At 62.0% G+C, this 23368-nt stretch carries 15 protein-coding genes and 2 pseudogenes; 8 read left to right on the forward strand and 9 right to left on the reverse strand.

The genetic code is table 11. The features are described from left to right. The first annotated feature begins 297 nt into the window (after positions 1–297). The 3 genes from K2W61_RS17595 to K2W61_RS17605 all read left to right on the forward strand — a co-directional run bounded on the left by K2W61_RS17595 (position 298) and on the right by K2W61_RS17605 (position 2953). Positions 298–1350 carry a WD40/YVTN/BNR-like repeat-containing protein gene (locus K2W61_RS17595; protein WP_236756173.1) on the forward strand — a complete coding sequence of 351 codons (1053 nt, stop codon included), beginning with the start codon at positions 298–300 and terminating at the stop codon, positions 1348–1350. An 87-nt stretch (positions 1351–1437) separates the two neighbouring features. Continuing rightward, entirely contained in the window at positions 1438–2040 is a 603-nt protein-coding gene (locus tag K2W61_RS17600; RefSeq protein ID WP_175132638.1) for an amino acid synthesis family protein, read from the forward strand. 25 nt (positions 2041–2065) lie between these two features. Beyond that, positions 2066–2953, forward strand: a complete 888-nt coding sequence (locus K2W61_RS17605; protein ID WP_236756174.1) for an alpha/beta fold hydrolase — start codon at positions 2066–2068, stop codon at positions 2951–2953. On the opposite strand, the gene K2W61_RS17610 is transcribed toward K2W61_RS17605, so the two are convergent. The 3 genes from K2W61_RS17610 to K2W61_RS17620 form a co-directional block, all read right to left on the reverse strand. Further along, entirely contained in the window at positions 2911–3897 is a 987-nt protein-coding gene (locus K2W61_RS17610) for a Bug family tripartite tricarboxylate transporter substrate binding protein (protein ID WP_236756176.1), read from the reverse strand. The genes K2W61_RS17605 and K2W61_RS17610 overlap by 43 nt on opposite strands. A gap of 134 nt (positions 3898–4031) precedes the next feature. Further along, positions 4032–4727, reverse strand: a complete 696-nt coding sequence (locus tag K2W61_RS17615) for a GntR family transcriptional regulator (protein ID WP_175132635.1) — start codon at positions 4725–4727, stop codon at positions 4032–4034. Between the two features lie 140 nt (positions 4728–4867). Further along, positions 4868–5809, reverse strand: coding sequence for a LysR family transcriptional regulator (locus K2W61_RS17620; RefSeq protein WP_236756178.1), 942 nt, complete (start codon positions 5807–5809; stop codon positions 4868–4870). Between the two features lie 139 nt (positions 5810–5948). On the opposite strand from K2W61_RS17620, the gene K2W61_RS17625 reads away from it, so the two are divergent. Then, positions 5949–7175 (forward strand): FAD-dependent monooxygenase, encoded by a 1227-nt coding sequence (locus K2W61_RS17625; protein WP_236756180.1) that lies wholly within the window; start codon positions 5949–5951, stop codon positions 7173–7175. A gap of 397 nt (positions 7176–7572) precedes the next feature. Continuing rightward, positions 7573–9020: pseudogene (locus K2W61_RS17630) on the forward strand (IS1182 family transposase). Between the two features lie 320 nt (positions 9021–9340). On the opposite strand, the gene K2W61_RS17635 reads toward K2W61_RS17630, so the two are convergent. Continuing rightward, entirely contained in the window at positions 9341–13117 is a 3777-nt protein-coding gene (locus tag K2W61_RS17635) for a hypothetical protein (RefSeq protein ID WP_236756182.1), read from the reverse strand. A gap of 343 nt (positions 13118–13460) precedes the next feature. Here K2W61_RS17635 and K2W61_RS27895 point away from each other — a divergent pair. Next, positions 13461–13553 (forward strand): annotated as a pseudogene (locus K2W61_RS27895) (PID-CTERM protein-sorting domain-containing protein); the annotation flags it as partial. Between the two features lie 144 nt (positions 13554–13697). Here the strand turns inward: K2W61_RS27895 and K2W61_RS17640 are convergent. Together K2W61_RS17640 and K2W61_RS17645 are read right to left on the reverse strand one after the other, a co-directional pair. Continuing rightward, positions 13698–14324, reverse strand: a complete 627-nt coding sequence (locus K2W61_RS17640) for a tyrosine-type recombinase/integrase (protein ID WP_236756185.1) — start codon at positions 14322–14324, stop codon at positions 13698–13700. Positions 14325–14412: 88 nt separating this feature from the next. Continuing rightward, positions 14413–14661, reverse strand: coding sequence for a hypothetical protein (locus K2W61_RS17645; protein WP_236756187.1), 249 nt, complete (start codon positions 14659–14661; stop codon positions 14413–14415). A gap of 353 nt (positions 14662–15014) precedes the next feature. On the opposite strand from K2W61_RS17645, the gene K2W61_RS17650 reads away from it, so the two are divergent. Continuing rightward, a complete protein-coding gene (locus tag K2W61_RS17650) occupies positions 15015–16241 on the forward strand; it encodes an MFS transporter (protein WP_236757013.1) in 1227 nt (408 codons plus the stop codon). 619 nt (positions 16242–16860) lie between these two features. Continuing rightward, on the forward strand, positions 16861–17715 hold the full coding sequence (gene cyoE / locus K2W61_RS17655) for a heme o synthase (protein WP_236756189.1): 855 nt from the start codon (positions 16861–16863) through the stop codon (positions 17713–17715). Between the two features lie 5 nt (positions 17716–17720). Here the strand turns inward: cyoE and K2W61_RS17660 are convergent, their stop codons facing one another. Genes K2W61_RS17660 through K2W61_RS17670 form a run of 3 tightly spaced genes read right to left on the reverse strand, consistent with a single transcriptional unit; the run spans position 17721 to position 23335 of the window. Next, positions 17721–18671 carry a LysR family transcriptional regulator gene (locus tag K2W61_RS17660; RefSeq protein ID WP_236756191.1) on the reverse strand — a complete coding sequence of 317 codons (951 nt, stop codon included), beginning with the start codon at positions 18669–18671 and terminating at the stop codon, positions 17721–17723. Between the two features lie 57 nt (positions 18672–18728). Continuing rightward, on the reverse strand, positions 18729–20159 hold the full coding sequence (locus K2W61_RS17665; protein WP_236756193.1) for an efflux transporter outer membrane subunit: 1431 nt from the start codon (positions 20157–20159) through the stop codon (positions 18729–18731). After that, complete coding sequence (locus tag K2W61_RS17670; RefSeq protein WP_236756194.1) at positions 20156–23335, reverse strand: efflux RND transporter permease subunit; 3180 nt, start codon at positions 23333–23335, stop codon at positions 20156–20158. The genes K2W61_RS17665 and K2W61_RS17670 overlap by 4 nt, the downstream gene beginning before the upstream one ends. Between the last annotated feature and the right edge of the window lie 33 nt (positions 23336–23368).

Genomic DNA, 23368 nt, shown 5'->3' on the forward strand with positions numbered 1-23368 from the left:
GTCTTTCCCTGATGACGTTGCCAGCGCCGCGGCGCGCGGCTGCCTGGCATCGGATTGAAATGGCGATTTATCGCAAATCAGTAGTACAAAAATAGAAAAATAATTAATTCAGTACTACAATTCTTGCGTGGCTAGCCTTTGTTTCCAACTAGGGGAAACGCTTGCTCGGCCGGCGGCCCGCCGTCGGCGGCTTCTTGTGAGCCATCGAAGGCCAGCCGGATTTCGGACAGAACCCGTGCCGGGGACGGTGGCGCCCTGTCCGAGCACTTGTTTCCCAGAAGGGGGGAGGAGGACATCATGCAAGGCACGATCTTGGTGGGGACCGCGGGGCAGGGCATATTGCGAAGCGCCGACAACGGCGCGAGCTGGCATCGGCTGGGCTTGAAAGAGGCGATCGAATTTGACGGCGTCGTGCGCTGTCTGGCGGTCGACCCGTCCGATCCCGCCCGCGTGTTTGCTGGCGCGGATGCCGGGATCTGCCTGAGCACCGACGGCGGGGCGCATTTTCGGCGGCTGGATTCCCCGGCCAACGGGCAGACTGTCTGGGCCCTGGCACTGGACCCGAGCAACCCCGCGCGGGTCTACGCAGGTACAGGGGCCCCATCGCGTGCGCGCATGTTCCGCTCGGCCGACGGCGGGCAGACGTGGGAGGCGTTGCCGGTCGAATTGCCGGAGTTCTGCGCCGGCGTGAATCGGCCGCGTATCCTGGCGATTGCCGTGGATCCCGTCAATGGCGAAGTCTGGTTCGGGGTCGAGGAGGGCGGCGCCTGGCGCAGCCGTGACCGGGGCGATTCCTGGCAGCGGATTGACTCGGTCGCCAACGGCATCGTCAGCGGCGACATCCACGCCATCAGCGTTTTGCCGCCGCGCGGCCAGATTCCGCGCACGCATCTGATCTGCACCGTCAATTCGGTCTACACCAACGTCGACAACGCCCAAGGCGCCTGGCAAGGCGCCAGTTCGGCGGATCGCTTCGATGGCCTGTACTACACCCGCACGATCCAGCCACTGCCGGGCGGCGAGGATGTCCTGTTGCTGGCGGTCGGCGATGGCACGCCGGGCACGCGGACGCGGATATATCGCTCTGAAGACCGTGGCCGCACTTGGGCCCGCGCGATTCTGCACTCGCCGCCGAACGCTACCTTCTGGGCCTTCGGCGCGCATGCGGCCGATCCGTCGCTCGTGTTTGCCGGCACGAAGTATGGGCACCTGTTCCGGTCGATGGATGGCGGACGCAGCTGGTTCAAGGAATGGCGTGATTTCAGTGAGATCACCGCGGTGGCCTGGACACCGTTCGTCGCGTCAGTCAAGGCCCACCCCCAATCCAGATTGCCGAGCCAGGCCACATGACCGCTTCAGCGCCGCCGCGCCGGCCGTGTCCGCGAGGCGGCCTTCTCATCCCATCCCATTCCATTTCCTGAACAAGAGACGTACCTTATGAAGACCCCGAATTTCAGCGCTTTCCACATCCGCAAGTGGTATCTCCAGATCGAGGATTCCCTGGCGGGAGAAACCGGCGCGCCCGCGGATGGCGAACCCTTGCGAAAGATCGTCATTGCCGCCTGCCTCCACAATCCCTATGCTGGCCGCTATGTCCAGGATCTGTCCGCATGGATCGACGCGTCGCCCGAGTTGGGACGCGAGTTCGGCCGCCGCATCGGCGAGGCGGCCGCGGGAAGGGCGATCGAGAGTTATGGCAAAGCGTGCCTGGTGGGGATGGACGGAGAATACGAGCATGGCAATGCCCTGCTCACCAATCCCGCCGCGAACCCTGTGCGGGAAGGCCTGGGCGGCGCGAAATCCTGGGTGCCGTCCACCGGGAAGCGTGGTGCGCCCGGCACGGCCATCGATATTCCCCTGGCGCACAAGGACGCGCTCTATGTGCGGTCGCACTACGACACCGTGACCGCGCAATTCAACGACGGCCCGAACCGTGACGAAGTCGTGCTGGTCTGGGCGTTCGCAACGCGCGGGCGGCTGAACGCGCGCCTGGGGGGATTGCGCGCCAGCGAGGTGAAAGGGCTGGACGGCTTGTGCTGAGCCGGCCGGTTTCAGGGAGAGGTATATGAATCGCCGAGACTATTCGTTGACGGTATCCGGGTTGCGCCTTCATGTCGTGGAGTGGGGCGACGTCGACGGCTATCCCATCGTCATGCTTCATGGCATCCGGGGCTACGCCGAGACCTTTTCGCGTTTGGCGGCCGCATTGCAGCCCGGGGCGCGCGTCATCGCCTTTGACCAACGTGGCCGCGGCGAGTCCGATTGGGATCCCGACTGGAATTACTACGTGGACGCCTACGTGGCCGATCTGGAGGGCGTCACCGGGCAACTGGGGCTGGGGCAATTCGATTTGCTCGGGCATTCGCTGGGGGGCATCAACGCCATTGTGTTCGCGGCGAGACATCCGCAGCGGGTCCGTCGATTGGTCATCGAAGACGCGGGTCCGGGGGCCTTTGAAGTCAGCGCGGGGGCCTCGCGCATCTGCCAGGAGCTTCAGGCCACGCCCGAGCGGTTCGCTTCATGGGACGAGGCCGCGGCATTCATGCGCGCATTGCGACCTTCAGTCAGTGAAGCCGCGCGCCAGCAGCGTTTGACCAGCATGCTCAAGCCGGCCGCGGATGGCGGTTTTACCTGGCGCTACGATCACGCGGGCATCGCCGCAACCCGATTGAACCCGGACCCCGCGCGCGTCGTTGACTTGGAGCCATGCGTGCAGGCGATTGCGTGCGCCACCTTGGTGGCGCGCGGCGGCAGGACGGACTACTTGCAGCCCGATATGGTGCGGCGTATGTGTGATCTCAATCCGCGTATTCGATCGGTCGAGATCCCGGACGCCGGCCATTATGTCCACGATGACCAGCCGGCGCTGTTTGCCGAAGCGGTGCGGGGATTCCTGGGCGGCCCGGCTCCTTATCCGCCCAGATCCGCCGGCTCCGTCGCCAGGACCTTTTGATAGATCGCGATGGTGTTTTCCACGGCGGCCTGCAGCGCCGCCGGCGAAGAGCCGACCCAATCGTAGCCCTGCCCAACCATGCGCTGGCGAGCGGCGTCGTCTTTGCCCAGTTTCCCAGCCAGCATCGCGACGCTATCGCAAATGGACGCCGGGGTGCCCGCGGGCCCGAACAGGCCGAACCATCCGCTGAAGTCCAATTGCCGCACCTGCTGTTCCTCGAAGGTCTTGCTGTCGGGAAAAACCGGCGTGCGGGCTTCGCCCGTCACGCCGAGGACGCGGACCTTGCCTTCGCGGGCCAGGCTTTCAAGCGCGCTGCTGGTCAGGAATACCGCATCGATGTGGTCGCCGAGCAGATCGGTGACCGCCTGTCCGGAACCCTTGTAGGGCACATGGGACAACTTGGCGCCCGTTGATTGGGCCAACAGCAGGCCGTAGAGGTGTGCCGACGAGCCGGTACCGAAGGTGCCGTACGTCAAGGCTTTCTGGCGGGCGTCGGCGAGGAATTCATCCAGCGTTTTCCAACGCGACTTGCTGGCGACCGCCAGCACATTGGCGGTGGTCGCCAGTAAGGTGACGGGGCTGAACTCCTTGGTGATGTCGGCGGCGGCCGTCTTGGCGATGAGCGGGCCCAGCACATGCGTGCTGGAGGTGCCCAGCAGCAACGTCGTCCCGTCAGGCTTCAGGCGCGCGACATGGCGCGCGGCGATGGCGCCGTTGGCGCCTGGCTTGTTTTCGACCACGAAGGTGGTGCCGGGCGCGTGTGTCTGGGCGAAGTGGGCGAATTCGCGCGCGAGTTGGTCGGCGCCTCCGCCGGGGGAAAACGGCACCACCAGGGTAATCAGTGCCGGTAGTGGTTGGCCCTGGGCCTTGGCCAGTGGGGCTCGCCCCAAGGCGCCCGCCGCCATGAGGCCCAACAACCCTGTGGTGAAAGATCTGCGTTTCATGACCGCCTGCTCCTAGGGGTAGGGATCGGCCACGGTAAAACCCGTCAGCCGTCCAAGAACGTGAATGACGGTTCAAATCGTACTACTAAAAAAAGGAAAATTATAATTTAGTACTACAATTTAATGGATAACACCTAGTGTTGTCGGATTCGCAGCACCTGGAGTGCCGTGCGCGCGGCCTGACGGACGTGGTGCAGGGCGGCTTTGCCGGCGGCCGCTTCGTCACGGGCCTTGAGCGCTTCGAAGATCTGGGTCAATTCGTAGAGGGTCTCAGGCAACCGGCTGGGCGCGGACAAGGATGTCCTGCGCAACAGCACGATGCGATTGTGCAGTTGGCGCAGCATGTTGCCCAGCAGGCGATTGCCGCACCCGGCGGCTATCGTGTCGTAGAACGTATCGCTGAGGGCAACCGTCTGCTCGACGTCGCCGCGACGCGCGGCGGCGGCGAGGGCGTCGAAGGTGGTTGTCAAGGTCTGCATATGCTCGCTGCGCGCGCGCAGTGCGAAGCCGGTGCAGATCTGCGCTTCCAGGATGCCTCGTACTTCGTAGATTTCTTCCGCTTCTTCGTAGCTCAACACCGCGACCACCGGCCCGCGATTGGGGATGATCTCGATCAGGCCCTCGGCCTCGACCTGGCGTAGCGCTTCGCGCACCAGTGTGCGACTGACATCGAGCAATTCCATCAGCTCACGTTCCTTGAGACGTTCGCCTGGCTGAAATCGGCCCGAAAGAATGGTCTTGCGCAGCGCGTTTTCCGCTTGCCGCCGCAATGGCGTGGACGGCGTGTCCTGTTCAGCGGGCATGCGCGGGTCCTGGTTATCGTGATTCATGGGATGTCATACCGGAAGTTGCTGTTGTCTCGACTCGATCATACGAAAATTGTATGGCATCGCGCGGCTCGGCCGTGCGTGGCTTTCCATCCGGGCGCTTGAACCGACATGCCCTGCGCCCGCGGCGCGCCGCTTCGATCCTAGACCGTCCCGCGCGGTGCGGCGGCCATGGGAGGGCACGCCGATCCTGCCAACCGTGCCTGTATCAGTTCCAGCAGCGCCCGAACCCGCGCAGTCACGGAATGGCGATGGCTGTATGCCCCCAGCAATTGCAGGGGGGCGGGACACAGGTCCAGGGGTACCTCTTGCAATCGGCCCGCAGCAAGGTCTTCCTGGCAGGGATAGGCCGCCACAATGGCGAAACCGATGCCTTGGCGTGCGCCCGCCACGGCCAGCTCTCCGCTGTTGACGCGATAGCGGCTGCGCACCGGCACCTTGACGATTTCGCCCGCGGCGTCCTGAAACTGCCAGGGCTGGCCCTTGAGCGCACTGAGGGTAGTGATACAGGGCAGGGACTTCAGCTCGCGAACGTGGCGCGGCATGCCGGTCCGGGCCAGCAAGGAGGGGGCTGCAACCACGATGCTGGGCAGTGTGGCGAGTTCGCGGGTGATGAAGGCACTGTCCTCCTGATGGCCCCGGTGGAAGACGATGGAAAGGTCAACGTCCTCTCGAAGCGCTTCCAGTCCGGTCATCCGGGTATCGCATTCCAGTTCGATGCCTGGATGGAGGCTACAGAATTCGGCGAGGATGGGAGCCAACAACCTTGGCGCTTCGCCGGGCATGCACATTTTCAGAGGACCACGCAGTTCGCGCTGTACCGCACCAAGCTCTTCCTGCGTGGAGAGCAGAGCGTCGAGCAAGGGCTTGGCGCGTTCGTAGAGCAGTCGACCGGCTTCCGTCATACGCAGGTGGCGGGTGCTGCGTTCCAGCAGGCGTGTGCCGAGTTTGCGTTCCAGTGCGGCCACGTAGCGGCTGACGTTGGATGAGGGGATCGCCAAAAGACGCGATGCGCCAGCAAAGCTCTGCTCATCCACAACAGCGGTATAGACGCGGACGGTATTCAGATCGAGCGCATCGCGCATTGATTGTCCCATCTGAGGTATGAAAACCTCCCATTTTTGCATGCTAGTTCTCAGCGGTGGCGAAATCTAAGATGCCATTTTGTTCGATGCGAGGCGGCGAGCCCAACATCGAGCACCGTATGGACAGGAGAGATTCAGCGTGGAAATTGGAATACTTGGCGGCGGCATCGCGGGCCTGAGCGTGGCGTTGGCTTTGCGCAAACAGGGCTACCGGCCCAGGGTCTATGAGCGCCGGGCGGAGCCGGCAACCATGGGGGCCGGCGTGACGCTTTGGCCGAACGCCAGCTTTGTGCTGGAAGAACTGGGGCTGTTGCAGGACATCGACGCCATGGGCGGCCGACCGCTGACAATGCGCCGCCAGGATGCTGCGGGCAATGCACTGGGAGGCCTCGATATTGCCTTGCTGGACAAGACGATGGGATACCCGACCTACACGGTGCTACGCCGGCACTTGCAGGAGGTGTTACTGGATCATGTCGTCCGGGCCAGGATACCGGTGGCGTTCGGACACCGGGCGGTGGGTATTGAGCTGGCTGCCAATGGCAGGGCTGTGGCCCGTTTCGAGAACGGTGCGCGCATCTGCCCGGATCTGCTCATTGGCGCCGACGGCCGCATGGATTCCGTGGCTCGCAAGTTTGTCGCGGGTGACAACACACCTGCCTATCAGGGCTTCGTGAATTGGATTGGCGTAGCGCAGGGGCAGCATGCGCTGGTGGACGATATTTCGATTCAGGATTTCTGGGGGGCGGGCGAGCGCTTCGGTTGCGTCGCGATTCGACCCCAACTGGTGTATTGGGCTGCAGCCCAGGCTCGGCCGCTATCTGAAGCCAGACCGGCTGCAGATATACGCAAGGAGGTCGAAGATCTGTTCGCGGGATGGCCCGAGCCCGTCGCGCGCATCATCCGTGCCACGCCCGCAAATGCCATCCGGCTGATTGCGGTGCATGACCTGGAGCCGCTGCATACGTGGAGTCGGGCGAATGTACTGCTGGTTGGGGATGCCGCACACGCGCCGTTGCCGACGTCGGGGCAAGGGGCCTGCCAGGCGTTGGAGGATGCGTGGCATTTGGCGCGGTGCCTGGAGGGCGCAGGCGGCAGCCTGGATGAGGCCTTTCGGACCTTCACGCAGATCCGCAGCCCCAAGACGGCAAAGCTGGCGGAGCAAGGTCGGGGCTTTGCTCGCGGGCTATTCGCCACCGATCCTGAAACCTGTCGCATGCGCAACGCGCGGGCCAAGGCCTCCGACCCGGTGCGTGACGTGCAGGTCTTGGCCGCCGGATGGGGACAGGGCCTGCCAATGCCAAGCTGCAGCGACAGCACGCCAACGCAAGGGGGAGGCGCCGGCAGCCTGTACCGTACTGAATGACGCGCGCCTGATGTGCTGCATCAGTTCGGGCCTTCCATAAAAAGCAAAGCACGCCGCCTCCGACGCTGACGATTTCCAACTTTCAGCGCGAAAGGCGAACGTTATTCCCGCTGCTCAGGGATTGAGTAGCAGGAATAAAGTTCGCCTTTCCGATCGAAGGAGGCAAGGCGATTTATTGAGAGCTAGGAGTTCGCCTTTTTGATAAGCGGCATTCTTGGACTGCCGATTTTTATGTCAAAGTTCGCCTTTTTGACGGTGCCGTCCGATCCAGGAAGTATCTCCGCCGGTGACTTGCTTGCCGAGGCTATGGCCGTTCTCGACCGAGGCTGTGTGAAAACTCTTTGACGCCGCTTCGGTGGTGTAGATAAAGTTTGGTATCTCGATCCCGGGAGTCGACATGCCCCGATTCATCGAAGGTCAGGACCGGCATCAGGTAGCGTTGATCCCGGAATGCCTGGATGACTTCATCGCCGACGACAACCCGGTGCGCATAATCGACGCATTCGTCGAAGAGCTCAACCTGGCAGTGCTCGGATTTGAGAAGGCGGCGCCAGCAGCTACCGGCCGCCCGTCGTACCACCCGGCCGTGCTGCTGAAGATCTACATCTACGGCTACTTAAATCGGGTCCAGTCCAGTCGTCGACTCGAGCGAGAGTGCCAACGCAATGTCGAACTGATGTGGTTGGTCGGCCGTCTGGCGCCAGACTTCAAGACCATCGCGGATTTTCGCCGTGACAATGGCTCAGGCATTCGCAACGTTTGCCGGCGGTTTGTTGCCGTATGCCGAGATCTCAAGCTATTCAGCCAAGCCCTGGTTGCCGTTGATGGAAGCAAGTTCAAGGCAGTCAACACGCGCGACAAGAACTTCACGGCTGCCAAGATTGATAAACGTCAGCAGCAGATTGAGGAGAGCATCCATCGCTATCTGGCGGCGCTCGACACTGCGGACCGAACGCAACCTGTCGAGATCGAGGCCCGCACCAATCGGCTCAACGACAAGATCGAGCGCCTGCGCAAGCAAATGCGCGCGCTGGATGACGTCAAGGAAAGGCTCAAAGATAGTCCAGACGGTCAGCTGTCGGTGACTGACCCGGATTCCCGCTCGATGGCTACCAGTGGCCGGGGCTCGGGGATGGTTGGCTACAACGTGCAGATGGTTGTCGAAGCCAAGCACCATCTGATCGTCGCGCACGAAGTGACGAACCGAGGACACGACAGGGACTCCTTGGCATCGATGACACAAACCGCGCGGGAGGCGATGGGCAAGAAGCGACTGCGTGCGATTGCCGATCGCGGCTACTACAGCGCGCCTCAGATCAAGGCATGTGCAGAGACAGGTATTGATGCGATCTTGCCCAAGCCGACCACTTCCAATGCCAAGGCCGAAGGCCGCTTCGACCGTTCCGACTTCATATACATCGCAAAAGACGATGAGTATCTGTGCCCTGCGGGCCAGCGCGCCATCCACCGGTTTACGCGGGAGGAGAATGGTCTTCAATTGCGGCGCTACTGGAGTAGTGCCTGCCCGCAATGCGCTATGAAGGAGCGATGCACACCTAGCGCGTATCGGCGCATCAGTCGATGGGAACATGAGGCCGTGCTTGAGGCGGCGCAGCGCCGTCTAGACCTAATGCCAGAAGCGATGAAGGTGCGGCGGCGCACGGTGTGGAACATGTGTTCGGCACATTCAAGCATTGGATGGGCTATACGCACTTCCTAACGCGTCGCTTGCGCAATGTGAGCACGGAAATGAGCTTGAATGTACTGGCCTATAACCTCAAGCGGGTGATGCGCATCCTAGGCTTCCAGCAAACGATGAAAGCGATGCTGTCGATGGGGGGCTGAGCCCTTCATGTGACCAATGACGCACTTCATATCGTATCCGCGCCGCTCAAACGGCCTTCAGGGAGTCTCGCGTCGAAAAATCGAAGTGAAGACCGCTCAAGTTGATGCGGTCCAGGTGAATTCGCTGTGGTCGTTAGGGCGAGATGAGTTTCCACACAGCCTCGACCCGAAGCAGACGTTCGGCAGCGGTGTGCCAAAACCGGCCATTCGCCCAGCGCGAAGCCGTCAGGAAGAAATGCAAAGGGCGGCGGGCCTGGCCTAAGACTCCGCGAAAGCCGCGATCGGCGTCAGAGCCTCGCTGGGGACGCACGGATCAGCAGCTATTCGAAACTCTGCTCGCCTTCCCGATCGCGCTTGCTCTCATGTTCGATCCAGCGTTCGAGTTCGGGCAGCATGTCGGTGACCCATTGCCGAACCTCGCCTCCAACAATGTCACCCAGCGTTGTGATAGCCGCGTGACGCCGAACCAGGATATCGGCGAGCGAGCCGCTATAGCTGCGCGGATGCAGCCGCGACCAGATATCACCGAGGAACGCCCGCTTGTCTGGCGCGCGGCACAATATTTCCAGGAAGAGCGTGGAGACACCATTCTCCTCTTCGCCCTGCTGCCGCTTGAACATGGGGATGCTCTCCCCGAGCAGCGGATAGCGCCGATCCGGATCGATATTCGCCCACTGAACAAGGGTCTCGGCGCCGACATCTTCCTCCGGCGTGCCAGACCCGAAGTCCCCCTCAAACAGCCTCCGATTGCTCGGCCTGAGTTCGGGGAGCAGGAGTTCGTCGAGTGCGATCAGGGGATGGGTCTCGAAGATCGCCTTGAGGACATAACCAAGATCGTAGGACGAGAGATAGGCGGTCTCCAGTTCGGCCCGAACGCGAGCGCAGATTTCCCGCAATGTCGCCTCTCCATCAGGTCCGGCGCAGCAGACCCGAATAACGGTATGCAGCCCAAAATCGCGTAGCGACTGCGTCTTTCCGAAGTCAGCGTGCAGTAGCAGTTCACGGCCAACAGCGATCAAGGATGGCGCACGTTGACGGCCTTCTTCCTGATCGCGGTAGAAGTGCATGTGCAATATATCGAGCGCGATCTCGACGCCGTCGGCTAGATTGCCGATGTCGGTGAGCAGCGGGCCAAGCGCGTCGGGTGGAGACTCCCCGACACTGCCATTGGCGATGCTTTGAAAATTCCGCGCCGAAAGGACGCCACGTTCGATCGCACGCCGAAGCCGCGCTATGCCTTGGGCATCGATAGCAACACGCGCCTGAAGATACGGCAGACTCGCGGCGAGATCGGGATTCTGGATCACATCCTCTAGCGTAGCGTTGGCAAAGGCCGAATCCTTGGCGTGCGCGTCATGGATAAACCCGCCCAGCACCGTCGCATTCCGGCTGTCCGCCTCGGCGGCGGAGATGAGGTCCAGCAGTTCCCGCCACATCGCACCAAGATCGGCGGCACCATCCGACAGGCCAATGCCGCATTCATAGGCGCGCTGCGGATTTTGTTCGACTAGCAATTCGGCGATGAAGACAGCGCGCGTCTCCGGGTCGTGCGCGAGTGCGGTGCCGATCTCTTTCGCCAGCTGGGAGGCGCGTTCATAGGGTTTTATGACGTCGCCGTCATCCGCATCGCCATCAGCCACATCCCAACCGAAACTGCTGCGCCCAAGTACGACCGCACGGGCCCGATGGAGAAGATCGGTGGGTTTCAGGCGTTCGATGAGCGCTACGAGACGGGCGCGCACCTCATCCGGCATCGCGTCGCCCTCGAAGCGCAGCGCTGTGCGGAAGCCGATCCACCCCTCGATCCAAGGTCGCTCGGAAGAAAAGTGGGTCGCTGCCCGTTCGAGCGCATCATGGCAGGCGCCGAAGCGCCACAGCCCTCTTACGCTGTGGGCAAGGTGGTCTCTTGCGTTCTCGATCATTGGCGAGAGCTCCACCGCCAGGTCGACCGCGCCGTTGTACCAGGCCCAGACGTCACCATGGGTCGGCGGGTGCCAGCCATAGTCCCGTGACCGGGCGCCGAAGTCGAAGTCGCTGGATGAACTGAAATGGTGCGCCTTCAGCAGCGCATCGAGGGCGACGCCGGCGCAGCGCACCAAAGCCGGATCCCCCGATTTTGCGAACCGGCGAACGAGCGCTCGCCGCTGATCTGGCAAAGCTTTGGTGCCGGACAGGTGTAGGTGAAAGAGCTCGGCGAACATGTCCGATGCTGAGTTGTGGCGGTGGTGGGGCGATTCAGCGGAAAGGAACCGCGCAAGCAAGGTTGCCGCGCGGTCAAACAGCGGCGGATCGTAAGCGAGGAGCTTGATCAACCGCATCCATTGCCACCGGTTGTTCGACTGCGGATCAAGTATCTCGCCGTCATTTGGGCCAGCAATATCTCGCTCGATCCTCACGAGTACGGCTTCGGGCTCGACCGGGGCGATGTTGGCGATGATCTGACGGCCGTCTTCTCCCAATGCCGCAAGATCGCCGAGTGGCCCGTCGGCACGGAGCCAGCGCTCGACCGCGGCCCGCGCCTCGGCGCTGTCGTGCAGATAGCCGAGGCGGCGCGAAAGGGACTTCTGCATCCGCGTTGTAAGCGACGCACAGAAGCGATCGAAATCGGCTGGCGGTATGCGTTCAAGGGCGAACCCGGCGAGCGGGTTGGCGATCGCATGCGGCAGGATAGCGCGCCACCGTCCCCGCAGCTGCGCGATCCCCCGCTGTCGAAGCGCGTTCAGCGCCGCATATATCGCCGCCACTGGAACACCACGAATAGCGGCGACCCGCGCAAGTTCACCGCCTTCCGAAGTGTCCTCGCCATCGATCGAATAGAGCAGGGCAAGGTCTTCGGCAGCGGAAAGCAGATCCCGGTCAGGCTCGTTGCGCTGATGAAAAATCCGCTCGAAGAGGTCGCGGCTCTTGAGCTTTCCCAGGGTTTCGCCTTTTCCGAGCGTGTCGGCGAGAGCGCGCGCCACGCGGAAGTTGCCGTCGCTGAACTCAGAGATGGTTCGCCGGTCGACCTGCGTCACATTGGGGAAGGTCTTTTCCAGCCACAGCTCCACCATTTCGGGCGATGCTGATTGCAGGCGAAAGACCTCGGTGCGCTCGGGCTCGTCGTCGCGAACATCATATTCGACAGTTAAGAGACTGACTTGGCTCCCAGCTTCCGAACAGATGCGGGCCAGTTCGCTGTGCGTCGCAGGGTTACAGTTGTCGACGATCAGGATCGCGCGTCGCCGTGCGATCACCAACTGGCGCGCCATGTCCCGTGCGGTCGGGTAAGTCTCCGCCGAATAGTCGGTATAGACGGCGAGCCCGGGATCGAGCGGCACCTCGCCCACACCATCCACGAACAGTGCCTGCACGAGACGCGTCTTTCCGAGGCCGGACAAGCCGATCAACCGGATACATTGGCGAGCTGTGGTCAGAGAGACGCGAAGCCGGGTAATACCCTCGCCGATGGTGAGTTGCTCGCGGTCGCTCGTTCTTTCATCGGTTAGGCAGGCCTTGTCGTTGAAGAGATAGGGCGTCTCCTCGCTCACGCCGACGCCGCACCAATCGCCGATGCTGCTCCAGCCCGACATACCGATGCCGAGCCGCGTGCGGACCCAAGCGGCGATTCCGGGATAGTGATTGACCCATGTCGCCAGCCGGTCGCGATCGTAGAAATCGCTATGCAACTGCCCGGCCTCAGGCAGATCGTCGAGCTGTGCCCGGATCGCATCGCGACGAGCACTCAGCGGCTTGTCTGCGACCGATCCTTGCGCACTGACGATGATGTAAGCGCCGGAGCGAGCGGCGAGTTCGGCGATGACCGGCCGTAGTACGCCGCGAGGACGCATCTCATCGCGGATTGCGCTCGCCGGCATGTCGGGCTTTTTTACCTGAAACCCTGTGTGCTGGCGCGGCACGAAATCCGGCCTCGGCAGTGCGGACGGGCACTCGACCCGGACATCAAGCCCGCCATCGGCCGCATCCTGATTGCCGCCAGAGGTTACCGACGAACTGGGGCAACCCTGCGCCCGCAATTCTGCCAAGGCTAGACGGGCGACGAGTGTTCGCAGATCGGCGTCATTGAGGTCGGCGACTTGTGCGCCAGTAATTTCGAACATCGTTCTTCAACCCCCCCTTTCATCAAGTATAGGAGAGCATGCGGGAGAACAAAGAGCGGTCAAGCGATAGTTGGTCCGCCACGGCCGCGACCGAACTGCCAGTTGATCCGTCGCCACGCATGATGCCTGCGACTGTCTTGCTGAGCTGGCGCTCCAGCGCCGGTGGCCACGGCACGAGCGCGAACTCGCGCGATCCGGCGGAGAGGCTGTTGGGTCGCCATCCGCGCGATTTCTGCTAGGTGCGGAGCACCTGAATCGTCTCGAGATGCTTGAGCGCCGCGCTATCTAGGCCGTTCGTGAAGAAAAATCGTTTGCCTTTCACGGCGCCGAAGAACTTCTTGAACCGATTGACGGTGGCGTCGGCATCGGCGCCGCCGGTGGTGCTGCCTATGCTATTTCCTCGAGAATGATTGGCGGCCTCGAAGGGCCAGCCTGAACGAATGTCCGTTCAGCACGATTTGCGGTTCAGAAGCTGCCAGTGTGGTTCCGGCCCAGTTTTTGCCTTTTCCCGTAGGTCGCCTTGGTTGTTGCCGAATGCCAGCTCCTGGCCGGCAAGCGACCGCTTGCCGGCCAGAATGCATCAAACCTCTGTTTGTTCAGCCATCTCAAGAGCATCGTCGACCTCGATGCCAAGGTAGCGAACTGTGCTTTCCAGCTTCGTATGCCCGAGCAGCAGCTGTACAGCGCGAAGATTCTTCGTCCGGCGGTAGATCAGCGAGGCTTTTGTGCGGCGCATAGTGTGGGTTCCATATGCGGTATCGTCGAGGCCAATTGATGCGACCCAGCGATGCACAATCCGGGAGTACTGCCGCGTCGACAGATGCGGCGACGTATGCAACCGGCTCGGAAACAGAAAATCCTCCGCCTTTAGCCCTCGCGCTTCGATCCATGCTTCAAGGTTCTCACGGGTTTGCTCCGTAATCTCGAATTGGACCGGACGCTGGGTCTTCTGTTGCACGACGGTAGCTCTCGCGGCTACGTGGCTTCCGTGACGGATGTCCTGTACCTGCACTCGCGTGAGATCGCACGCTCGAAGCTTGCTATCAATTGCGAGATTGAACATCGCGAGTTCCCGAGTGTTCGAAGCCATCTGAAGTCTCATTCGAATTGCCCAGATTTCTCGGAGCTTTAGGGGCGGCTTCTGCCCGGTGAGCTTTCCCTTGTTCCATGGCACACGACGGTCAACGGCGGCATTCGCGGCTTCCATGACAATCTCCTTTTGAGTAAAGGGAGATTCAGTGTGCTCCTTCGGAGGGGCGCTATCCGACCCATTGCGGTCACGCGGCAAGTCAAATTCATTGACTTTTTTGCAGCGGCTGCTGCCGCTGTTCGATGACGAGGGGACTGATGCTACCCGCTACAAAGCCGTCAATGGCGACCATACCCTCGAAAGTGAAAACGAGAAATATAGTCGGTTGCGCGGAATAAAGTCGGTCGCGACCTGAAAACTTCCTAAGATCGCTGATTTTGTAGCTCAGTCGACGGTAATTGTTTTCCTTGTACAGAAGGGCCGCTAAGCGGCCCTTTTTTTCTCGTCCGCTCATCTCATTTCAGACAACATTGCGAGAGTAGCGCGGAGGGATTTGCGGGTGGCTTGGATAGGTTGGGCGAAAGACGGCCATGAAAGAGGCGAGCAAGCACCTATAGGCAGAACCGGCGGCGGTCTGAGCCCGCTTGTCAGCGATCGGAAAAATCGCCGCAGCGGTGGCGTGTCTGGCAATTGGGACTTCGACAGCGACAGCAATATTACGTCGTTTGGCATGACGATTCTTAAGGGAATTATGTCCTGTACGCCAAAGTGTTCGTCGATAAAGTGATGACTGCCAAACCCGGACTGCCCTCCCGCCGTGCTTGCTGCATCGTCCTTCCCACTCCGTTCTTTCCTATTGATCCCGCCATGCCCCTATCAGTCCCCCTAGCTAACGGCCGACGCAACGCCCGGATCCTGGCCGTTTGCCAGGGCCTATTCGTCGCTGCCATTTCCATCGACCTGACGCTGACGGCGCTGACCGGCCACATGCTCGCGCCCAACAAGGCGTTGTCGACCCTGCCTTTCGCATTGATAACGGTCGCGGGCGCTCTGGTCACTTGGTTCGCATCGTTGCTAATGCAGCGCATCGGCCGGCGCAGCGGATTTTCGCTGGGGGCACTTGCCGGCGCGGCGGGCGGTGGTCTATCGGTATGGGCAGTATTTCATGCCGATTTCTGGACGTTCTGCGCCGGCACCGCACTGGTGGGAGTGTTCCAGGCATTTGCCCAGTATTACCGGCTGGCGGCGGCGGACGCGGTCGAACCCGCCGCCAAGAGCCGCGCGATATCGGTAGTGATGGCGGGCGGCGTCATCGCAGCGATTCTCGGCCCTGCACTTGCCACCTGGAGTCGTGACCTGTTCGCACCGGTCACCTTCGCTGGTGCCTACTTAATGGTGACCTTGCTGGCGCTGCTTTCGGCCGCGTTGCTGTGGAGCGGCTATCGCGACGCCGAAGCGCCAGCCGCGGCCAGCGAGGCCCAGCCCGGCCTGACGGCGCGGCCGCTGCGCGAGGTAGCGCGCCAGCCGGTGTTCGTGGCCGCGCTTGCCAACAACGTGGTCGGGTCGGTTTCGATGATGTTCATCATGACCGCCGCTCCGCTGGCCGCAGTGGCGTGCAGCCACAGCATCGGTGACGGCGCCAACATCATGCAATGGCACCTAGTCGGAATGTATGCGCCAGCCTTCTTTGCTGGAACGATGATCCGGCGCTTCGGCCTGCCGAGAGTGCTGGCCGTCGGCATGCTGCTGAACGTCGCCTGCTCGCTGATTGCGATGGCCTCGCCGTCACTTCCCGCGTTCTATGCGGCGCTGTTGTGCCTGGGAGTGGGATGGAATTTCATGTTCGTCGGCGGCACCACATTGCTGGCGCAGTCCTACCGTCCGTCGGAGCGCGCCCGCGCACAAGGTGTTGCCGAGGTGCTGCGTTATGCCGCGACTGCGCTGGCGACGCTGGCGGCCGGACCGGCGTTGGATGCATTTGGATGGGAAGCACTGAACGCAGCCATGTTGCCAGTGGTGCTGGCGGCCGCTCTGATGACATGGCGATGGGCGCGTGGGCCGGCCAGGGGGGCAGTTGCGGCCAGACCGGGTTGACCCTGCTGGCATCTGCATCAGGCGATGCGCCTGGGTCGACGGCACGCGCGACCTGTGCCGAATTATCGGAGCGGGCGTGAAAATTTGCCGCGCTATTGCTGCTGGCGCCATTTCTCTAGCTCTATTAGTCACTACCCCCGGCGGAATTCCTGCTCGTAGGGACACGGCGGCTTGATCCGATACCTCGGGGCACCGCTCGGACTGCGCCCGGGCGGGCATGGGCTGCGTGCAGTCGGTCCAATATCTTGCAACAGGGAGAGTTGGCTGAGACGGTGCTTCTGGCCGGCTGCTTCGGACCGATTCCACTGAAAAAATCCGCCAGATAAAACTCGACCATGCCTTCCATCATTGATCGCTTCGTGGCGTCAGTATCTGCGGGATCTATGTCCGACGCTCCTCTTTTGTGTCCCACTGCCCAGAAGGTATAAACCTTGAGTTGCTAGCGAACGTTGCGTAGTCAGGTGGCTCCCTGCGCCATATTCGAACCGTATCGCGCCGGCCATCGGTAGATCCGACAGCCACAGGTGCTAGCCCACCAGCGGCGCGATCTCGGCTATTCCAGTCATCAAGCCTGTTCCGCTGTCTCTTGTCCGCAGTCAGTCCGACGCGGCGAAATTTTATGTATCGAACCTATCTCGAGTTGGTCAAACCAGGCATTGTGGCCGGAAATCTAGTCTCTCTCGCCGGCGGCTACCTGCTCGCATCGCGAGGCGTCGTGGATGCAAGCCATAGTGCACTGGTGATATCTGGTGCTGCCCTCGTGATCGGGTCTGGATGCGCCGTTAACAATGTGATTGATCGTGACATTGACCGGCTCATGGCTCGCACCCATAAGCGTCCGATGGCGACCGGGAGGATCTCGATAACGTCGGCTCTGAACTTTGCCGCTATGCTGGCTATCGTCGGATTCCTGCTTTTGTATGCTGGCACGCGTCAAATTGAGCCGCTGGTCTTGATGCTTCTCGGATATATCGTCTATGTTGGTCTTTACTCGCTTTTCCTGAAACGCAGATCGGTCCACTCCACGTGGGTGGGCAGCATATCGGGCGCGATCCCGCCCGTCGTAGGGTATTCCTCGGTGCGCGGAACCATCGATACGGCCGCTGTCGCACTCTTCGTGATTTTCGGCATATGGCAAATGCCTCACTCGTACGCGATTGCCATGTTCAGATGGAAGGACTATGAAGTGGCGTGCATCCCCCTCCTGCCCCTGGTGAAAGGACAGCATCACGCGAAGAAGCGCATCGTTTTGTACATTGCCGCATTTATTGTGGCCGCGCTTTCCCTCGCGGCGCTTGGGTACGTGGGAAATCTCTATATTTCATTGGTGTTATTAAGCGGATTCTACTGGCTGAAAACTGCCATGGACGGGTTTTCGGCCCGCGATGATGCGCGGTGGGCGCGGCGGGTGTTCGCGGTTTCCATCGTCGCTGTTGTGCTGATAAGCGTTGCGATGGCAATAGATGCGGCGTGAGGATTTCAGCAGTTCTGCAAATTGGGATGAATGAAATCCAGGAACGCCCTGACTCTCGCGGGCATCTTGCGCGTGGGCAGCAGGGCGACCAGGGGAACTGGCGGCAATGACCACTGCCGCAGGACCCGGGCGAACTTGTTGCTGCTGCAGCCGGTTTTCGCCGCCTCGAACTCCATAAGTGGACCGATTCCGATCCCCGCGCGGACTAAAGATCGAATCATGCCGGAATCACTGGCCCCAACTTTGCCCGATACCCGGACCCGCTCCACCCGCGCCCCGGACCGCAACATCCACTCGAATTCTCCTCCGGGCGCACCCGCCAGGCATTGATGTCTGGCCAAATCCGCCGGTGAGCAGGGCATCCCGTGTTTATTGAGATAGTCCTCGGATGCGTACAGGCGCGGCGTCATCGCGCTGATGACGTGGGCAATTAGGCTAGAGCTGGGTTGCTGGCCGAAACGCAGGGCGACGTCGCAGGTGCTGCTGATCGGGTCGACCCGCTGATTTCCCAATTCGAAATGACAATGAATGTCCGGATACTGGCGGTGGAAGGCGTCGATCACCGTAGGCATGAAGACTTGGGCCAGTGAGGCGGGCAGCGATACACTCAACTGCCCTGCGGCGCTGGCGATGCTTGTCTGCAACTGCTCGTGCGCGACGCGCGCGTCATCGATGAGGTCTCGGCAACGCTCGAAGTAGAGCGTGCCAGCCTCGGTCAAGCCGATTTTCCGAGTGCTGCGCTTGAGCAACTGCACTCCCAGATCGCGTTCCAGTCCGCTCACTCGCCGCGAGAGCGTCGAAGGAGGAACGCCCAGCGCGGCAGCGGACAGGCTGAAGTTCCCTCGCCTCGCGACCTCGACAAACATGGCAATATCGTTCAGCTGTATGTTCGCGCGGGGCACGCGCGATGACGAGCGGGTCGAGCCGGGAATCGTCGTCGGGATATCTGTCTTCATGCGTTACGCCCTCCATCCAGAAACGATCCGCCTCGAACTCATCCGGAAGACGGGGAATTACCTGGCAACTACGCGGTCGGCTTGGGCCGATTCCCAGCCACCTCCAAGCGCCTTGAACAGGTCCACCTGAGCATTCACGACCCGCGATTCGCTCTCGGCAAGCTGCGCCTGCGCGTCGGCGTAGGTGCGCTCCGCGTCGAGCAGGGCCAGGCTGTCGGCGCGTCCCTCCCGCGCTTGCGCCCGGACGATCCGCGCCACGCTTTCCGCCCGGTCCCTAGCTCCTGCCAGTGCCACGCGCCGGTCCAGGCTTTGGGCGTAGTTCGAGAGTGCGCTTTCCGTTTCGCTCAAAGCCTGTAGCACCGTCCCGTCAAACGCAGCCAACGCGGCCTGGGCGTCGGCTGTAGCCCCATCTATACGCGCGCGGATCGATTCCTGATTTGGAAATGACCAGGAGAGGAGCGACCCGGCCACCCAGCGTAGCGGCCCACCGCCGAAAAAGTCGTCTAGGCGGAACCCGGTAGAGCCGAGCGATGCACCGATGGAGACGCTCGGATACAGATCTGCTGTCGCCACACCGATTCGGGCCGTTTCCGCCGCTAGTCGGCGCTCCGCAGCGCGCACGTCTGGACGCCGCGCGAGTAAGGCCATCCCGTTGCCGATAGGGATGGGCTGCAAGATCGTGGGCGGCGCCGTGAGGGCACCCGCCTCGGGCGGAAGGTCCTTGGGCGCTCGGCCGGTGAGCAGGGAAAGCCGGTACAGCTCGGCCTGGCGCTCGGCAACAATCATGGGAATGTCCGAACGTCGCTGGTCCCGAAGCGCCGCGATACGCGCGGTGTCGAGCGAACTCGTCAAGCCGGCGTCCTCCCTGCTGCTCGTCACACCGACAGAGCGGTCCAGCAATTCGACGATCTGCCGCGCCACGGCCAGACGGTGCGCGGCGCTCGCGGCGCCAAGATACGCGCGGGTTGTCGCCGCGACGATTGATACCCGCACGGCGTCCAGTTCGGCCTGCGCCGCTTGGTAGTCGCCCCGCGAGGCTTCAATGTTCCGCCGCACGCGGCCGAAGAGGTCTACCTCATACGCCACGGACAAGCCCGCATCGACGACGGTATTCTTGCGATCGACGCCGGGCGAAGCCTGGATGGCGGATTGCCGTTGGCGGTTCACGCTTGCGCCGATCTCGGTACTGGGTAGCCGTTCGGCGGACGTTTGGCGAAGTTGGGCGCGCGCGCGGGCCAGCCGGGCGACCGCCACGCGCACGTCGGTATTCGAGGCGAGCGCCTCCTGTACCAGCCTGTCTAGCACCGGGTCCTGGTAAAGCTTCCACCAGTCGGCGGACACGGGGGCGGGCGCTGTCGCCTCGCTTCGGGACAGGAACGGCCCCGCCGATGAAACCGGAACCGACGGCGTTTCATAGTCCGGGCCGACCGCGCATGCGCTCAAGAGCAGCGGCGCAATTAACATTGATAGGGTGTGCAATCGGATCACTTGATGCTTCCTGATTGTTCGTGCACCGGCTCCAGCGAGCGGGCGCCGGCATGCCGAGACAGCCGATCTCCGAGCTTGCGGCAAACGACGTAGAACGTGGGGGTGTAGAGCAGGCCGAAGACGGTGACGCCCACCATGCCGAAGAAAACGGATGTGCCCAACGCCTGCCTCAATTCGGCACCCGCGCCCGAGGCCAGGAGCATCGGCACGGCTCCAAGAATGAAGGCGAAACTCGTCATTAAGATCGGACGCAGGCGGGTCTGCGCCGCGCGCACTGCAGCGGCAGCGGGGCTCAGGCCGTCTTCCTCTTCCGCCTGTTTCGCGAACTCGACCACCAGGATCGCGTTCTTGGCGGCAAGGGCGATCAGCACCACGAGTCCAATCTGCGTCAGGACGTTGTTGTCCATCCCGCGAAGATTGACGCCGACCATTGCCGCGAGCAGGCACATGGGGACGATGAGGATGATTGCCATGGGTAAGGTGAGGCTTTCATATTGTGCCGCCAACACCAGGAACACGAACACCACCGCAAGCGCGAAGACGAGGCCGGCAGTGTTGCCCGCGACCTTTTGCTGGAACGCGATGCCCGTCCATTCATAGCCGTATCCCGAGGGCAATGTCTGATCGGCGAGGCGTTCCATTGTGGCCAGGGACCTGCCCGTGGAAGAACCCGGCGCCGTGTCTCCGTCCACCTCGACCGCAGGAAACAGGTTGTAACGCACGACCCGGAATGGGCCAGTTTCACTCTTGAACGTGGCGACCGAGCCGATGGGCACCATCGCGCCGCTGTCGGATCGCGTCTTCAGATTGGCGATGTCGGATTCGCTGTTGCGCTGGCCTTGTTCGGCCTGCGCGATCACCCGGAACGTGCGTCCCAGAAGATTGAAGTCGTTCACATAGGCCGAGCCCAGATAGACCTGTAGCGCTTCAAAGACGCGATCTGGCGGAACGCCCAGCATTTCGGCTTTTCGCCGGTCGATGTCGGCGAAGATGCGAGGGGTGGAGGTGTTGAAGAAGGAGTAGACCTGCGACAACCCATCGGTGCCGTTCGCCTTGGCCATGAGCTGATCGGAAATCGTCCCCAGCGGCTTGTAGCCGTGGCCGCCGCGATCCTGCACCATCATCCGGTAGCCGCCCGCCGAGCCGATGCCGTCGATCAGCGGAGGGGGAATAATGAGAACCCGCGCTTGATCGATGTCCGCGACGGCCTTGCGTGCTTCATCGAGGATGTCGCTGGCGGGGCGGGACCGCTCTTCAAATGGCTTTAGCGGGATGAAGGTGGTGGCGGTGTTCGGCGAATTCGTGTTCGACGCGGCGTCATAGCCGGGCAGCATGATCGTGCCACGGACCCCCTCGACCTTCAGCAAGCGCTTGGACACCTCTTGCACCACGGCATCGGTACGCGCCAGCGAGGCCCCCGGCGGTAGTTGAGTGATCGATATCAGATAGCTCTGGTCTTGCGAGGGAATGAAGCCGGTGGGCGTTACCCAGAAAATGCCTATGGTCGCCAGCACAAGCCCGCCGTAGCTGATCAAGACTCGCTTCGGGCGCGCCACGAGCCACTGAGTCAATCGGCCGTAGCTTGCGCTGAACCGGTCGAATCGTTCATTGAACCAATCGCCGGCAAGCTGGATGCGCCGGATGATGCGATGCCGGCTCTTTTCCTTCGTGTGCGCCCGCAGGAGCAACGCGGCCAAGGCCGGCGAGAGCGTCAACGACAAGACGAGCGAAATGACGGTGGCGCCGGAGATGGTGAGCGCAAACTGCTTGTAGAACGCCCCGGAAAGGCCGGTCAGAAAGAACGTGGGAACGAACACCGCGCAAAGCACTAGCACGATGGCCACCAGGGCCGCCGAAACCTCGTCCATCGAGACGCGAGCCGCTTCCAGCGGACTCAAGCCCAGCGTGAGGTTTCTTTCCACGTTTTCAACTACGACGATGGCGTCGTCCACCACGATGCCGATGGCGAGGACCAGTCCGAACAGCGACAGGCTGTTCAGGCTATAGCCAAACATGGCTAGCAATGCGAAGGTGCCCACCAGCGAGATAGGAATCGCCACGACGGGGATGATGGCGGCACGCCAGTTCTGCAGGAAGATGAAGATGACGAGCACAACGAGCGCCGCGGCTTCGAAAAGCGTATCTCGGACCGCTTCGGTGGACTGCGCGATGAAGCGCGTTGAGTTCCACATGATCCGGTACTCAAGACCGGGCGGAAAAGCCTTGGCCGCCACCTGCATCTCGCGTTCGAGGGTGATGCCGGTTTCAAGCGCGTTGGTACCAGGCCGTTGGAAAATGCCGATCATAATGGACGGCTTGCCCGACAAATAGGCATTGGTTCCGTAGTCGTCGGCGCCCAACTCCACGCGGGCGACGTCGCGAACGCGAGTCTGCCGGCCAGCGGGATCCGTGCGGATGACGATGTCGGCGAACTGCTCCGGCTCGCTCAACCGGCCCTGTGTCCGAACGTTTAGCTGGAAGGCGTCGGCACTCGGGTTGGGCGGCTGGCCTAGCGCTCCCGAGGCAACCTGCACATTTTGGGCCCGCACGGCGGCGACGATCTCGCCGGCCGTCAACTGAAGCTCGGCCGCGCGCCGGGGGTCGATCCACACGCGCATGGCCACTTCACGGCTGCCGAAAATCCGAGCCTCGCCGACTCCGTCGATACGGCTCAGCTTGTCGCGCAGCTGCGTGAGGGCATAGTTTGAAAGATAGGCCTGGTCCCGCGAGCCATCCGGAGAAACCAGGTTGATCGCCATCAGGGCACTGGGTGAAGTCTTGCGGGTGGTGACGCCCAGCCGCTGCACCTCTTGCGGCAGGCGAGGCACGGCCACTGCCACCCGGTTCTGAACAAGCATCTGGGCCGCGTCTAGATCGGTTCCGACCTTGAACGTAATCGATATGGACACCTTTCCGTCCGCCGTGGATTGGCTGGACTGGTAAAGCATGTTCTCTACTCCATTGATTTCCTGTTCGATAGGAGCGGCAACGGTTTCCGCGACTGTTTCCGCCGACGCCCCGGGGTAGCTCGCGGAAACGACGACAGTGGGAGGGATGATGTCCGGGTACTGCGCAACGGGAAGTGCGAAATACGAGATCGCACCAACAATCGTGATTACGATCGCCAGCACCGCAGCGAATATCGGGCGCGTAATGAAGAAGCGCGACAGGCGCATGAGTTTTTTTCCTTTAGGACAGCCGCCGGCGCA

It is taken from the genome of Achromobacter pulmonis, assembly GCF_021733725.1.
Taxonomy (GTDB): domain Bacteria; phylum Pseudomonadota; class Gammaproteobacteria; order Burkholderiales; family Burkholderiaceae_B; genus Achromobacter; species Achromobacter pulmonis.